Below are 14,723 nucleotides of genomic sequence, written 5' to 3'. Positions count from 1 at the left end.
AGGGCGGGCGGCTAGAAGTGCCAGGGGAACGGGGACCAGTCGGGCGCGCGCTTCTCCAGGAACGAGTCGCGCCCCTCGGCCGCCTCGTCCGTCATGTACGCCAGCCGCGTCGCCTCACCCGCGAACACCTGCTGCCCCACCAGCCCGTCATCGATGGCGTTGAAGGCGAACTTGAGCATCCGCTGCGCCGTCGGCGACTTGCCGTTGACCTTGCGGGCCCACTCCAGGGCCGTCTTCTCCAGCTCCTCGTGCGGCACCACGGCGTTGACCATGCCCATGCGGTGGGCGTCGGCGGCGCTGTAGGTGTCGCCGAGGAAGAAGATCTCGCGGGCGAACTTCTGCCCGACCTGCCGCGCCAGGTACGCCGACCCGAACCCGGCGTCGAAGCTGGCCACGTCGGCGTCGGTCTGCTTGAAGCGGGCGTGCTCGGCACTGGCCAGGGTGAGGTCGGCCACGACGTGCAGGCTGTGCCCGCCGCCCGCGGCCCAGCCCGGCACCACGCAGATCACGATCTTGGGCATGAAGCGGATCAGCCGCTGCACCTCCAGGATGTGCAGCCGGCCGGTCGAGGGGGTGCCGTCGGCGTACTGGTAGCCGTCTTTGCCCCTGATGCGCTGGTCGCCGCCCGAGCAGAACGCCCAGCCGCCGTCCTTCGGCGAGGGACCGTTGCCGGTCAGCAGCACGCAGCCGACGTCGGTGGTCTGCCGGGCGTGGTCGAGCGCGCGGTAGAGCTCGTCGACGGTCTGCGGGCGGAAGGCGTTGCGTACCTCCGGGCGGTTGAAGGCGACGCGTACGGTGCCCTGGTCGACCGCCCGGTGGTAGGTGATGTCGGTGAAGTCGAATCCCTCGACCGCCTGCCACGCCTTGGGATCGAACAGCTCGGAGACCATGGCCGAGAGCCTAACGGATCAGGCTTCCGGTCCCTTCGACCCCACCGGCCTTCGCTAGGTGACCTCGGCCCGCAGCTCCGCGAGCAGTTCGCCTTGGTCGGCCAGCATGTCGGTGAGGATGCGCCGGGCGGCGCCCAGCAGATCGGCGAGTTCGGGCGTGGCCAGGGTGTAGACCACGGTGCTGCCCTCGCGGATCGCGCTCACGATTCCCGCTCTGCGCAGGACGGCGAGCTGCTGGGAGAGGCTCGATGCCTCGATGTCGATCTGGGCCAGCAGGTCCCTGACGGGTAGTGGCCCTTCCTGGAGTAGCTCCAACACTCGGATGCGAGCGGGGTGGCCGAGCGTTCGGAAGAAGTCGGCCTTGGCCTGGTAGACCTCCACGTGCATATTGCCAGACTAATCCAGTGCAGTTGCATAATTCTTCAAGTCGTAACGTTGTTGGATAGCATGACAGCGGGGACTAGGGAGTAGCCATGGGCCGAGGAAGAGCCAAGGCGAAGCAGACGAAGGTCGCTCGCCAACTGAAGTACACCAACCACAACATCGACTACGACCGGCTCCGCGAGGAGTTGGGCGCCGACACTCGGAGCGAGGAGATCTACCCGCCCACGCCGTCCGAGCAGGAGTCCGAACGCGGGCGGTGACGCGGGTCGGTTCGCGGGGGTGAGGTTGACGTCCTTCGACCGCCCGGCCTCCGGCGCCTGACCGGGCGCCGCGAGTTCCGCGCGGTCGCGGCACCTCGCGAACGACGACGCGCGGCTCAGGGAGCGCCGGTCGCGCTCCCACGCGGAAGCGCCGCCCGCCGCCGAACGGCATCCGGCCCTGCTCGGGTGCCCTTCACCACGAACCGCTCAGGACCGAACTGTCCGGGCGCGGAGAAGGCGGCGGGATCACGGTGCCCCAGCGCCAGGGGCCCCAGGAGCGATCAGGTCGCGCACGTGTCGTGCGTGGCGTCGAAGCCCTTGATCGCCTCTGTGTCGTCCGTACGCAGGGGCTTGAGGCCCCTCCAGTCGTCCCCGATCACCAGCACCAGGCGGCTCGTCCGCGCGCCCGCCACCGCCCGCGAGGCGGCCCGCAGCACGTCGCCGGAGAGCGTGGGCACCCGGGTCTCGCCGTTGGGCCCGTACAGGATCGTGGTCTTCGCCTGCGGCTTGCGCGCCGTGTCACCGATCTTGGCGATGTGGTAGCCGCGCTGCTCGAGGAACGCCGCCGCCTCGGTGGCCAGCCCGGAACGCCAGGTGCCGTTGCGCAGCTCGACCTGGATCTTCGACCGGCCCACCTTGGCCTGGCCGCCCTTGACCCCTTCGACGCTCTGGTCCTTGGCCACGATCTGGAACAGCCGTCCCGCCTGCGGCTGCACCCACTCCACCCGGCCGGGCTGGGTGAGCGAGTAGTGCCAGGGCGTGGTGATGAAGCGGATCCTGCCCGCGTCGATCCCCTGCAGGCTGGTCGCCAGGTCCTTCATGACGCCGAAGGTCAGCCCGCGGTCGGTGGTGACCGCCTGGGTGCCCGCGTCGAGGATGCCGAGGAGCTTGGCCGGATCGGTGAGCGTCTCACCGCTCATCACCTTCTTGACCATCGAGGCGATGAACATCTGCTGCCGCTGGATCCGCCCGATGTCGGAGCCGTCGCCCAGGCTGTAGCGGGCGCGTACGTAGCCGAGTGCCTGCTCCCCGTTGAGCGTCTGGCGGCCCGCGGACAGGTGGAGCAGGGCCTTCTTGTCGTCGATCGGCTCGGGCAGGCAGACCTCGACGCCGCCGACAGCGTTCACGATGCCCTTGAAGCCGGTGAAGTCGACCTTCACGAAGTGGTCGATGTGGATGCGGGTGAGCGACTCGACGGTCTTCCAGGTGCAGCCGATGCCGCCGGAGTTGAACGACTCGTTGATCATGCCGAGGTGCGCCTGCTGTCCGGGCAGCCCGCCGGCGGCGCGGCAGGCGGGCAACTGGACCAGCGAGTCGCGCGGGAAGCTGATCACCATCGCGTTGTCGCGCTGCGACGACACGTGCACGAGCATGATCGTGTCGGTGCGCTCGCCCGCGAACTGGCCGTACTTGGCGTTCTTGCCGTCGCGCTGGTCGGAGCCGACGACCAGGACGTTCATCGCCGTGCCCGCCACCTTGGGCGGCCGGGTGGCGCCGAGGTCGTCGACGGTGACGTCCTGGTGCTTGACGTTGCCGGTGAGGCGGGTGACCACGCCCACGGCCGTGCCCGCGCCGAGGAGCACGACGGCCGCGGCGATCGCGACCGTCCAGCGCAGCCAGCGGCGGCGGCGCCGCGGCGACTGCGCGCCGGGCCCGTCGGTGGGTTCGGTGGTCGGCGCGTCGACAACGCTGCTCACGTGACTCCAACAGGGACGGGGCCGAGGGCCGCCGCCCTGGCCAAGAGCCTCGCCGTACAGATCTCGGCCGTTGAACGTGCCCGATGGTACTCGTTCGGGCCTGATCGCGTGCCCCGTCCCGTCAGGTCGGTCCGGAAAGGGGGGAAAGGGAGGTCAGCGGCCCGTCCTCGGGGTGACCAGCCCCGACTCGTAGGCGAACACCACGAGCTGCGCCCTGTCGCGGGCGCGCAGCTTGGTCATCGCCCTGCTGACGTGGGTCTTGGCGGTGGTCGGGCTGATCACCATGTGCGCGGCGATCTCGTCGTTGGACATGCCGCGGGCCACCAGGGCGGTCACCTCCCGCTCCCGGTTGGTGAGCACGTCCAGCCCCGCGGGCTCCGGCTCGGGGCGGCGGGCGACGTACTCGCCGATCAGGCGGCGGGTGATCGCGGGCGAGAGCAGGGCGTCGCCGCGGGCCGCCACCCGGACGCCCTGCAGCAGGTCGGCGGGCTCGGTGTCCTTGACCAGGAATCCGCCGGCGCCCGCTCTCAGGGCGTTGAAGACGTACTCGTCGAGGCCGTAGTTGGTCAGGATCACCACGTGGACGCCGCTCAGCCGCTCGTCGGCGGCGATGCGCCGGGTGGCCTCGATGCCGTCCATCACGGGCATCTGGACGTCGATGAGCGCCACGTCGGGCAGGTGTTCGAGGGCGAGGGCGACGGCCTGCTCGCCGTTCGCGGCCTCGGCCACCACCTCGATGTCGTCCTCGGCCTCCAGCAGGGCGCGGAAGCCGCCGCGGATGAGCGCCTGGTCGTCCACGAGCAGCACGCGGATCACGATCGTTCCCCCTGCGGCAACTCGGCGGGCGCGGGTTCGTCCGAGGGGGGTCCGGCGAGTGCGGGTTCGTCCGGGCGTAGTTCGGCGGGGGCGGGTTCGTGCAGGGGGAGTTCGGCGCGGACGGTGAAGCCGCCCTCGGCGCGGGGTCCGGCCCGCAGCCGGCCGCCGAGCGCGGCGACGCGTTCGCGCATGCCGAGCAGGCCCACGCCGGGCACGGGAGGCGTGTCCACCTGCGCCGGGCCGTCGTCGTCGACCTGCACGGCCAGCTCCTGACCCGCGTAGTCGACGCGTACGCGCGCGGCGGCCCCGCCCGCGTGCCTGGAGACGTTGGTGAGCGCCTCCTGGACGATCCGGTACGCGGCCCGGTCCACCTCGGCGGGCAGCTCACGACGCCGCCCCGAGACGGTCACCGTGGCCGACAGCCCGGTCGAGCGGGCCCGCTCCACCAGGTCGCCGAGCCGGTCGAGGCCGCTGGCCGCCGGTCCGTCGTCGTCCCGCTCGCCCGGGTCGCGCAGCACCTCCAGCGTCGTACGCAGCTCGCGCATGGCGTCGCCGCTGGCCTCCTGGATGGCCAGCAGCGCCGCGGGCACCTCGTCGCCGCGCTTGCGCGCCAGATGGACGGCCACGCCTGCCTGCACCTTGATGATCGAGATGCTGTGGGTCAGCGAGTCGTGCAGTTCCCTGGCGATGCGCAGCCGTTCCTCACCCGCGCGGCGACGGGCGGCCTCCTCGCGGGTGTGCTCGGCGGCCAGCGCGCGCTGCTCCGCCTGCTCCAGGTACGCCTGCCGGTGCCGGCTCACCGTCCCCGCCACCCCGGCGGCCAGGAACCAGCCGAGCAGCAGCGTCGTCGCCTGGGCGATCTCCAGTGGCGGCCGATCGCCCGCGTTGGCCAGGTTCACCGCCAGGCTGGAGCCCAGGAACACCGCCCCGGCCAGCGCGGGCAGCAGCCGGTGGCCGGCCTGGACGCAGCCGTACACGGAGATCATCACGGGAAAGGCGGCGGACGGGCCGGGCTGGGCGTGCTCCGCGTACACGAGCATGCAGACCGTGGTGACCGCCAGCGGCACCAGCGGCGCCCGGCGCAGGGCGACGAGCGAGGCCGAGCCGACCAGGACCGCGACGAGGTCGAGGGCTCCCGCCGCAGGGTTGGTCAGCACGGTGGCGGACAGCATGACGGCCAGCACGGCGGCCAGGGCGCCATCCATGGCGATCGGGCGCCATGGACCGCCCGAATCCGGCCATCCGCGCCACCCGTGCCATCCGTGCGACGAGCTCATCCCTGCACATTAGAGCCTGTTCCTGGACCCGGTCGTCGGCGTCCGGGCGGAATTTCGCACTACTTCCGGCGTGGTACTCGGCCCGGTCCTACTGTCCTGGTCGTAGCGGCAGGATTCGCCCGGTGCACGACGACCGGCGGCCGGTCCGGGGAGCACGATTCCAACATGCACACGATCCGTACGTCGGGAGACTCCTCATGACCGCGCAACACACGCTCGCCGCCCGCCCCGCGCAGGCGTCCTGGACCATGCAGGCGCTCAGGGCCATGGCACTCCTGCACGTCGTCGCGCTGCTGTTCCAGGCGGTGACGGCGGGCATGCTGCTCTCCTCGCCGGGTGGACGGGCACTGCACGCCACCTCCGCGATGGCCCTGGCCGTCATCGGGCTCCTGCACCTGGTCGCGGCGATCCTGGCGCGGTGGCCGGGCGGCGGGTCCGCCAGGTTCATCGGCCCGGCGGCGGGGCTGCTGGTGTTCACGGTGGTGGCGGCGGTTCTCGGCGTGGCGCATGTGAAGGTCGTTCACCTGCCGCTCGGGGTCCTGTTGTTCGGCGGCGGTGTCGTCCAGCTCATCAGGGTCATGGCCCGGCCTGGAAAGGCATGAGCCCGACCCGGCGCGAGGTGCTGCGGCTGCTCGGGCTCGGCGCCGTGGCGGCGGCCGGGGCGCAGGGGTGCTCGCTGATCGCCGGCACCCCGCAGCCGCAGCTCCTGACCAGCGCGGCCCCGCTGCCCAAGCCGTACGCGGTGCCGCTGCCGGTCCCCGAGGTGGCCCAGCCGGTCCGCGACGCGGGCGGCGTGGACTACTACGAGCTGACCGAGCGGGTGGCGCAGGCGGAGCTGCTGCCGGGGCTGCGCACCCCGATCTGGGGGTACGGCGGCACCTTCCCCGGCCCCACCATCCGGGCCCGCAGCGGCCGGCGTACGGTCGTGAAGCTCGTCAACCAGCTCGGCGAACCGACCGTGCTGCACCTGCACGGCGGGCACACCCCGCCCGAGTCCGACGGCTTCCCCACGGACCTGGTGGCCCCCGGGGCCTCTCGCGAGTACGCGTTCCCGCTGGAGCAGCGGGCCGCCACGCTCTGGTACCACGATCACCGCATGGACCACACGGGGCCGCAGGTGTGGCGGGGCCTGGCGGGGATGTTCCTGATCGGCGACGCCGAGGAGAAGGCGCTGCCGCTGCCGTCCGGGGAACGCGACCTGCCGCTGCTGATCTGCGACCGGTCGTTCGCGGCCGACGGCACCCTGCTGTACCCGGCGCTGGAGGGGCGGCCGGGGGTGCGGGAGGCGTACATGGGGGGTGTGCTGGGCGATGTGATCCTGGTGAACGGGGCGCCCTGGCCGGAGTTGCGGGTGGCCAGGGCGCGTCACCGGCTGCGGTTGTGCAACGCGTCCAACGCGCGGGCGTACGAGCTGTCGACCGGCGGGCCGATGATCCGGATCGGGGGCGACGGCGGGCTGCTGGCCGCGCCGCGTACCGTGCGGCAGGTCAGGCTCGCGCCGGGCGAGCGGGCCGACGTGGTCGTGGACTTCTCGGCGTACCGGGTGGGGCAGCACGTCGAGCTGCGGAACCTGGCGGGGGAGGGCGCTCAGGCGCGGGTGATGCGGTTCGCGGTGGACCGCGACGAGGCCGACGACTCGGCCGTGCCGCAGCGGCTGTCCACGGTCGAGGCGCTCGACCCGGCCAGGGCGGTGGTGACGCGGGACTTCGAGTTCGCCAGTGGGAGCATGCACGGGGGCACCGGCTGGCTGGTCAACGGCCGGCCGTTCGACCCGAAGCGGATGGAGGCCAGGCCCAAGCTCGGCGACATCGAGATCTGGCGGCTGACCAGCGACGTCGCCCATCCGGTGCACCTGCACCTCGACCACTTCCAGGTGCTGTCGGTCAACGGGGAGCGGCCGGAGGGGCCGCCGGAGTGGAAGGACACGGTCGAGCTGCGCGAGGCCCAGACCGTTGAGATCGTCACCCGCTTCACCGACTACCGGGGGCGTTACGTCCTGCACTGTCACAACCTCGAACATGAGGACATGGCGATGATGGCCGCCTTCGAGGTGGTCTGAGCCCTCGCGGGTGGGGGTGGTCAGGAGGGCAGGCGGTCGGAGCGGGGCCAGAGGTAGTCGAGGTCGTCCGGCTCGTCACCGAAGATCGGGCGGTAGTGGCCGGGGTCCTTGCGCAGCAGTGCCGAGCGGTGGCTGAGGTGCAGCTTCTCGTCGCCGAGCCAGGGCGGCAGCTCGCCGGCCGCCGCCAGCTCCTGTTGCGCGCGTACGCCGGGCGTGCCGCGGTGCCGGGCCAGCTCGTCGGCCAGCGTAGCGGCGCAGGTGTCGGACCTGCCGATGGAGCACCAGCGGTGGCACACCTCCAGCCCGTACCGTACGAGGGCCTCCTCGTACCCGGCCCACATCTTCACGACGGGGTGGTGGCGCCAGCCGTACCCGGGGACGGTGAGGGCGCGCAGGATCTGGAGGGTCTCGACGCGCTGCTTGCCCAGCCGCAGCGGGTCGAGGACCGCAGCCGTCGCGGTGAAGTCCGGATATGGCAGGAATGTTTGCATCGATACTCCCGGACGTGCCCTTTCCCGCGGATCGTATGGACCGTCCGGCAGGCGGCGCTCACGATCAGGCCATGGGAGACGCCTATGCCGGCGTACGGACGCCGCGACGGGAGGTCGCGAGGCTGGACCGGAAAGGGCAGGTACGTCGGCGGAGTGAGCCGGCCGCGGGTTTCAGGCCGCCCCGGGTCCGCGCGGCCGGGTGAGGTCTTCGAGGTCCTTGCCCGACTCCAGCAGCGCCTGCTCCAGCGCCTTGCGTCCGGCGGGCTTGGGCTCCTGCGGCCGGGGCTCGTGCGGTCTGGGCTCGTGCGGTCTGGGGTCGTGCGGCCTGGGCTCCGCGGGCCGTCGCGGCCGCTCGCCCGGCAGGCCGGTCTTGCGCGCGGGCTTCTGGAGCGGCTCGGCGTCGGTCTTGGGTGCGTTCTCAGGACTGCTCATGCGGGTGTCCGTACCCGGCCCCGCCGGGGCCGTTTCGAGCGCCGGGCAAAACAATGGCGATTTCTCCCCGAAGTTTCCCCCGAACAGCGGGCGTATGACTTTTGTCGCCACCGTCCTCTACGCTCCCGGATCAATCGATCAAGCCAGGCGGATCTGGGAGAAACGCGGACATGACCTACCTCGAGCTGTCTGAGGACGGCGGCGGATCGCACAAGTTCTACGAGGTGACCGTGGCGGGCACGCAGGTCACGATCACGTACGGACGCATCGGCGAGGCCGGCCAGACCAAGGTCACCGCCTTCCCCACGGAGGCCAAGGCCCAGACCGCGGCGGCCAAGAAGCTCGCGGAGAAGGCCCGCAAGGGCTACGCGCCCGCCGTGCGCGGCGTGCGTCTGCGCCGGGCCGTCACCCGCCGGGCCATCGCCAGCACCGGCTCGACCGCCCAGCAGGCGCCGGTCCTGTGGCGGTTCGACAGCGGCGCGTCGGCGTTCGGCATCTTCGTGGACGAGGAGCGCTGCTGGGTCGGCAACCAGCGCGGCGACGTCTACACCCTCGGCCACTCCGGCACCGTGACCGGCCGCTTCCGGCTGCCGGACGGCGTGAAGTGCATCGTGGCCGACGACTTCTGGATCTACGCCGGGTGCGACGACGGCCGCGTGTACGACCTGAGCGGCAAGGTCCCGAGGGCCGCGTACGAGATCGCGCACGACGTGGACATCTACTGGCTCGACATCCACGACGGCGTGCTCGGCGTCTCCGACCGGGCCGGCCGGGTCACCGCGATCGACTACGAGGACGAGTTCCAGTGGGCGCGCACCGCGGGCGGCGACTCGGCGTGGATGGTCAGGTGCGACCAGGACTCGGTCTACTTCGGCCACTCGGGCGGGGTGGCCCGCTACGACCTCGCCGACGGCACGCCCGTATGGGAGACGAAGACGGTCGACCACGTGCTGTTCGGCTGGCAGGAGGAGCACTCGGTGTACGCGGGCACCGGCCGCCGCACCGTGCACCGGCTGGCCAAGGACGACGGCCGCGTCGAGGCCGTCTACCGGTGCGACGGCGCGGTCTACTCCTGCGCCACCTCGCCGGGCGGCCGCCACGTCTTCGCCGGTGACAACCACTCCTCCGTCTACTGCTTCGACGCCACCGGCCGACGCCTGTGGAAGCTCGGCACCGGCTGCGGTTCGGCGTTCTCCATGCAGTACCTGGACGAACGGCTCTACATCGTCACCACCGACGGCACCCTGGCCTGCATCGACGCCAGTGAGGCGGCGATCGCGGCGGCCCAGTCCGGCGACGTGCCGCAGCCGGTGGACGTCAAGGCGGCGGCCTCGCTGGCGGTCGTCGAGCCCTCGGTCGTGCTGGAGACGACGAGCGAGGTGGGCGACGGCGTGGTGGTGGAGTGCGTCAGCGAGGGCGAGCGGCTGCGCGTGCGCGTGGTGACCCCGGGCTACGAGTCGTGGAACGTGCAGTTCCCGAAGGAGATCCGCGAGGCCGGGGCCCGCTACCTGGTCGACGGTGTGCGGTCGGCCGGTCGCGGCGGGTTCTACCGGGCCTACGGCGACATCCGGCGCCTGCTCTGACCGGCCCTCGCCGACGCCTGCGGGGTACGTGCCGCGCGCGCGACCGGCCCGACGGCGACCAGGACGAGCAGGCCCGCCGCGACGCCGGTGACCCCGCCGGCCCGGTAGACGTCGTTGAGCGCGGCGTACCCGGTCTCATTGCCCTGGTAGAGGAGGCCGAGCACGGCGACGCCCAGCGCGTAGCCGAGTTGCCGTACCGTGTTGACCGTCCCCGCGGCCATGCCGGCCCGCTCGTGCGGCGCGTACGCCATGGCGGCCGAGTTGAGCGCGGGCACGGCCAGCCCCACCCCGAGGCCGCTGACGACCAGCCCGGCCGTCAGCGCGGTCCAGCCGGAGTGGGCGTCCAGCAGCCCCTGCAGGAACGCGCCCGCCCCGATCAGCAGCAGCCCGCCGCCGAGCGCGGCGCGCGGCGACAGCCCGGGGAACAGCCGGGCCGACGCCACGGAGACCACCAGCGAGGTGGCGGCCATCGGCGACAGCGCCAGCCCCGCCATCACCGGCCCGAGCCCCAGGTCCCGCTGCAACCACAGCGAGGTGAAGGCCAGGCAGGCGAACGCGGCGGGCATCAGCAGCCCGGCCCCCGCCATGATGCCGCCGAACGACCGCCCGGCGAACAGCCGCAGATCCAGCATGGGATGCGCGCCGCGCGTCTCCGCCGCGAGAAACGCACAGAACGCCACCACCGCCACGGCCAGCGGCACCAGCGTGCGCGCCGCCGCCCAGCCGTGCTGTCCCGACTCGATGAGCCCGTACGTGAGCGCGCCCGCCGCCACCGTGAACGTGAGCATCCCGGCCCAGTCGAGCCGGGCCCCGCCGGGCAGTCGTGACTCCTCGACGTTCCGCAGCGTGAGCCAGGCGGCGACCAGGGTGATGGGCAGGTTCACCAGGAAGATGGCCCGCCAGTGCAGGTGCTCGGTGAGCAGGCCGCCCAGCACGGGCGCGATGGCCGCGGCCGCCCCGTTGACCCCGCCCCACACGCCGAACGCGATGCCGCGCCGCCTGCCGTGATAGGTCGCGCTGAGCAGGGCGAGCGTGGTGGCCATCATGGCGGCGGCGGCCACGCCCTGGAGCACGCGGGCGGCCACCAGCAGCCCGCCGCTGGGCGCGAGCCCGCACGCCAGCGAGGCCAGGGCGAAGGCCGCCAGCCCCCACAGGTACACCTTGCGCCGCCCGGCGTGGTCGGCGAGCGAGCCGGCGGCCAGCAGCAGGGCGGCCAGGGCCAGCGCGTAGCCGTCCAGCAGCCACTGCGCGCCGGTGAAGGACAGGGCCAGGTCCTCGGTGAGGTCCGGGAGGGCGACCATGACGATGGTGACGTCCGCCAGGAGCATGAAAGCGCCCAGGCAGACGGCCACCAGGGGTGACCAGGAGACGGTCGCCGTCTCGGGCGCTCGGGTTTGCGTCATGGCGACAACCGTGACCCAGGATGCGGATTCTCGCCCGCTGAAGCGATAGTTCTGGTGGTTTTCCGTGCCGGTTAGCCTGTGGTGGTGAAAACCATCGAGCTGGACGACGTGGATCGCGGGCTGCTGCACGCGCTGCAGGTGGACGGGCGGGCCTCGTTCAGCCGCATCGGCGAGGTGCTCGGCGTGTCCGACCAGCGGGTGGCCCGCCGTTACCGGCGGCTGCGCTCCACCGGCCTGCTCAGGGTGGCCGGCGTGATCGACGGCCGGCGCCTCGGCTACGAGTCGTGGGCGATCAGGCTGCGCAGCACGCCCGACGCGGCGGTCGCGATCGCCGAGGCGCTGGGGAGGCGCTCCGACACGTTCTGGGTGCACCTGCTCTCAGGCGGCACGGAGATCTCCTGCGGCACGATGCAGCGTACGGCGCAGGAACGCGAGTCGCTGCTGCTGCACAAGCTCGCGCGCACCAACCGCGTGCTGTCGTTGTCCGCGCACCGGACGTTACACCTGTTCGCGGGCGGGCGGCTGGGCTGGTCCGGGCTGGCCGTGCTCTCGTCCGAGCAGGTGGCCCACCTGGAGGCAGGACGGATCCCCCGCGCGCACGAAACTGGCGAACCGATCACGCTGGGCCCCGGCGACCAGGCGCTGCTGGACCTGCTCTCCCGCGACGGCCGCGTCGGCTACGCGGAGATGGCGGCGGCGACGGGCTGGTCGGAGTCGACCGCCAGACGCCGGATGGAGCAGCTCTGCGCGGCAGGTGCGCTCTTCTTCGACACCGACGTGCTGCCCTGGCTGATCGGCTACCAGATCGAGGCACAGCTCTGGATGTCGGTGCCACCGGCCGAGCTGGACGCGACCGGGCGGGCGCTGATCCGGCACCCGGAGGTGGCGTTCGCCGGAGCGACGACCGGGCCGACCAACCTGAGCGCCTCCATCGTGTGCCGTGACGACGCGGCGCTCTACCGCTTCCTGACCGAGAGCGTGGGCGCGCTGCCCGCGATCAGGCACATCGAGACCGCGCCGATCATCAGGACCATCAAGCGGGCGGGGGCCGCACTGTCCCTCTGACCTCCAGTCCGTTTTCCGCGGGCGTGATCGGCCTATGGGGGTCTCGCGTGATAATCGAGGCGTGTCGTGGCCATCCAGGCGACTTTTCCTCCGGCTCGGCGGCGCCGCCGTGGCCGGGACCGTGGGGGCGGTCGTCCCGGCGGGGGTGGCGCACACGCCCGACGACACGTTCGTCCTGCTGCGCCGCCGCTGGCGGGAGGTGACCGCGGGGCCGGTGCCCGGACTGGGCCGGGATCCGGCGGCGGGACCGGCCGGGGCGCTGGGCCGGGCCGCCGCCCGCTACCGCGCCACGATGGCGCCCGGCCCCTCCTCGCTCTGGCCCGACCAGCCCTTCCCGTCCTTCACGGCCACGCCGCGGCGGCTGCGTACGATGGCGCAGGCGTACGTGGTGGAGGGCACCGGGCTGACCGGCGACCCGGCGCTCGCCCAAGCCGTCGCCGAGGGCGTCGACCACTACCGCCGCCACGTGTACGCCACGGGCGCGCGGGCGAGCGGCAACTGGTGGCACTGGGCGATCGGCGTGCCGAAGGCGCTGCTCGACGCGGCCGTGCTGACCGGCATGCGCACCCCGGCCCTGGCCACCGCGGTCGACCACTTCGTGCCCCCGAGCCGGCTCGCCCGCTACAGCGGCAACAGCACCGCCGCCAACCGGGTGGACCTGTGCCTGGTGACGCTGCTGCGGGCCATGCTCGACGACGACCACGGCCGCGCCGAACTGGCCGTCTCGGCGCTGTCACCGGTGTTCCGCACGGTGTCCGAGGGCGACGGCTTCTACCGCGACGGCTCGTTCATCCAGCACTCGTACGTGCCCTACCAGGGCGCGTACGGGGTGACGCTGCTGTCCGGCCTGGCCACCCTGTACGCCGTGCTGCGCGGCTCGCCCTGGGAGATCGCCGACCGGAGCCTGTTCGCCACGGTCGAGCGCTCGTACGCCCCCTTCGTCCGCGACGGCGCCTGCATGGACCTCGTACGCGGCAGGGGAGTCGGCAGGAGGCCGTTCGGCGACCACGAGCGCGGGCGGGAGATCGCCGCCGCGGTGCTGCTGCTGGGCGAGAGCGCGCCGGCCGGGCAGCGGGCGCGCTGGCAGGCCATGGTCAAGGGGTGGGCCGAGCGCGCGACGTACCGGCCGATGCTGGAGCACGCAGAGCCCGCCTTCCACGCCCGCCTGTCGGCGGTCATGGCCGACGACGCCGTGCCCGCCGCGCCCGAGCCGGTCGGGCACCGGCTGCTGCCGATGAGCGCACGGGCCGTGCACCGCGGGCCGGGCTGGTGCGCGGCGCTGAGCATGGCCTCGGACCGGATCGGCCACTACGAGCACGGCAACGGCGAGAACCTGCGCGGCTGGCACACCGGCTCCGGCCTGCTCTACTGGTGGGCCGAGGGGCACGGTGACCAGTACTCCGACTCGTTCTGGCCGACCGTCGACCCCTACCGGCTGCCGGGCACCACGGTCTCCACCCGGCGGCTGCCGGACGGGGCGGGCGCGGGCTGGGGCGACACGCGTACGCCGTGGCGGTGGGTGGGCGGCGCGACCGACGGCGCGTACGCGGCCGTCGGCCAGCACCTCAGCGGGCTGGAGAGCACGATGGAGGCGTTCAAGTCGTGGTTCTTCCTCGACGACGCCGTCGTCTGCCTGGGCGCGGGCATCACCGGCCAGGACGGCACCCCCGTCGAGACCGTCGTGGACAACCGCAGGACCGCCGCCCGGCTGACCACCGGCGGCGACTGGGCGCACCTCGACGGGCACGGCGGCTACCTCGTGCCCGGTGGCCAGGCCCTGCGCACGCTGCGGGAGCGCCGCTCCGGCGACGGGGTGAGCCGCGACTACGTGACGCTCTGGCTGGACCACGGCGTCGATCCGCGCTCGGCCGCCTACGTCTACACGCTCCTGCCCGGCGCGAGCCGGGAGCGGACGCGGGCCCGCGCCGCCGACCGGGGATGGCCGCGGGTGCTCGCCAACACCGCGCGCCTCCAGGCTGTTCACGTGCCCGCGCTGGGTCTCACGGCGGCCTGCTTCTGGAACGCCGGTACCGCCGGCGACCTGACGGCCTCCGCGCCGTGCGCGGTCCTGGTGCGCGGGCGGCCGGACGGGAGCGCCACGGTGAGCGTCGCCGACCCGCGACGCGACCTGGACGAGCTGTCCCTGACCTGGGACCGGCCGGTGGCCGAGGTGCTGCACGGCGACGCGGTACCGGCCGGTGGCGGGCTCGTGTTCGACCGGCTGGGCTCCCTGGAGGGGGCCTCGGTGACGGTTGCCGTACGGTTCGGGCCGGAGTGACGGCTGTGACCGTCCCGCTGATGTGCGGCTTTGCCAGAGAATGAGACCCGAGAATGAGACCCGAGAATGAGACCCGAGAATGAGACCC

The 14,723-nt window shown here is 72.7% G+C and carries 14 protein-coding genes; 6 read left to right on the top strand and 8 right to left on the bottom strand.

Translation table 11 applies throughout. From position 1 onward, the window contains the following. Positions 1-11 precede the first annotated feature (11 nt). Together ACZ6S0_RS27565 and ACZ6S0_RS27560 are read right to left on the bottom strand one after the other, a co-directional pair. Entirely contained in the window at positions 12-890 is an 879-nt protein-coding gene (locus tag ACZ6S0_RS27565; protein WP_465922214.1) for a 1,4-dihydroxy-2-naphthoyl-CoA synthase, read from the bottom strand. 54 nt (positions 891-944) lie between these two features. Continuing rightward, positions 945-1,277, bottom strand: coding sequence for an ArsR/SmtB family transcription factor (locus ACZ6S0_RS27560; protein ID WP_043615149.1), 333 nt, complete (start codon positions 1,275-1,277; stop codon positions 945-947). A gap of 86 nt (positions 1,278-1,363) precedes the next feature. Here ACZ6S0_RS27560 and ACZ6S0_RS27555 point away from each other — a divergent pair, with 86 nt between their 5' ends. Beyond that, complete coding sequence (locus ACZ6S0_RS27555; protein ID WP_344879181.1) at positions 1,364-1,534, top strand: DUF3073 domain-containing protein; 171 nt, start codon at positions 1,364-1,366, stop codon at positions 1,532-1,534. A 281-nt stretch (positions 1,535-1,815) separates the two neighbouring features. On the opposite strand, the gene ACZ6S0_RS27550 is transcribed toward ACZ6S0_RS27555, so the two are convergent. From ACZ6S0_RS27550 to ACZ6S0_RS27540, 3 genes are all read right to left on the bottom strand, one after another. Continuing rightward, positions 1,816-3,231 carry an LCP family protein gene (locus ACZ6S0_RS27550; protein WP_465922213.1) on the bottom strand — a complete coding sequence of 472 codons (1,416 nt, stop codon included), beginning with the start codon at positions 3,229-3,231 and terminating at the stop codon, positions 1,816-1,818. A 153-nt stretch (positions 3,232-3,384) separates the two neighbouring features. After that, complete coding sequence (locus tag ACZ6S0_RS27545; RefSeq protein ID WP_465922212.1) at positions 3,385-4,047, bottom strand: response regulator; 663 nt, start codon at positions 4,045-4,047, stop codon at positions 3,385-3,387. Further along, positions 4,044-5,252: a sensor histidine kinase gene (locus tag ACZ6S0_RS27540; RefSeq protein ID WP_465922211.1), complete on the bottom strand. Its 1,209-nt coding sequence runs from the start codon at positions 5,250-5,252 to the stop codon at positions 4,044-4,046. The genes ACZ6S0_RS27545 and ACZ6S0_RS27540 overlap by 4 nt, the downstream gene beginning before the upstream one ends. Before the next feature lie 269 nt (positions 5,253-5,521). Here ACZ6S0_RS27540 and ACZ6S0_RS27535 point away from each other — a divergent pair, with 269 nt between their 5' ends. After that, entirely contained in the window at positions 5,522-5,926 is a 405-nt protein-coding gene (locus ACZ6S0_RS27535; protein ID WP_465922210.1) for a hypothetical protein, read from the top strand. Beyond that, entirely contained in the window at positions 5,923-7,383 is a 1,461-nt protein-coding gene (locus ACZ6S0_RS27530; protein ID WP_465922209.1) for a multicopper oxidase family protein, read from the top strand. The genes ACZ6S0_RS27535 and ACZ6S0_RS27530 overlap by 4 nt, the downstream gene beginning before the upstream one ends. A gap of 20 nt (positions 7,384-7,403) precedes the next feature. Here ACZ6S0_RS27530 and ACZ6S0_RS27525 read toward each other — a convergent pair whose 3' ends face one another. Beyond that, the gene (locus tag ACZ6S0_RS27525; protein ID WP_465922208.1) at positions 7,404-7,874 is read right to left on the bottom strand and encodes an MSMEG_6728 family protein; all 471 of its coding nucleotides are present in this window, start codon (positions 7,872-7,874) and stop codon (positions 7,404-7,406) included. Positions 7,875-8,045: 171 nt separating this feature from the next. Then, entirely contained in the window at positions 8,046-8,306 is a 261-nt protein-coding gene (locus ACZ6S0_RS27520; RefSeq protein ID WP_465922207.1) for a hypothetical protein, read from the bottom strand. Between the two features lie 170 nt (positions 8,307-8,476). Between ACZ6S0_RS27520 and ACZ6S0_RS27515 the strand changes: the two genes are divergently transcribed. Further along, entirely contained in the window at positions 8,477-9,889 is a 1,413-nt protein-coding gene (locus ACZ6S0_RS27515; RefSeq protein WP_465922206.1) for a WGR domain-containing protein, read from the top strand. Here the strand turns inward: ACZ6S0_RS27515 and ACZ6S0_RS27510 are convergent. Continuing rightward, positions 9,862-11,292, bottom strand: coding sequence for a DHA2 family efflux MFS transporter permease subunit (locus ACZ6S0_RS27510; RefSeq protein WP_465922205.1), 1,431 nt, complete (start codon positions 11,290-11,292; stop codon positions 9,862-9,864). The genes ACZ6S0_RS27515 and ACZ6S0_RS27510 overlap by 28 nt on opposite strands. 84 nt (positions 11,293-11,376) lie before the next feature. Here ACZ6S0_RS27510 and ACZ6S0_RS27505 point away from each other — a divergent pair, with 84 nt between their 5' ends. Together ACZ6S0_RS27505 and ACZ6S0_RS27500 are read left to right on the top strand one after the other, a co-directional pair. Beyond that, positions 11,377-12,357 (top strand): Lrp/AsnC family transcriptional regulator, encoded by a 981-nt coding sequence (locus tag ACZ6S0_RS27505; protein WP_465922204.1) that lies wholly within the window; start codon positions 11,377-11,379, stop codon positions 12,355-12,357. 61 nt (positions 12,358-12,418) lie between these two features. Beyond that, positions 12,419-14,635 (top strand): polysaccharide lyase 8 family protein, encoded by a 2,217-nt coding sequence (locus ACZ6S0_RS27500; protein ID WP_465922203.1) that lies wholly within the window; start codon positions 12,419-12,421, stop codon positions 14,633-14,635. Positions 14,636-14,723 lie beyond the last annotated feature (88 nt).

The sequence above is a fragment of the Nonomuraea sp. NPDC051298 genome, assembly GCF_055586305.1.
This window is presented reverse-complemented; position numbering and strand designations above follow the sequence as displayed.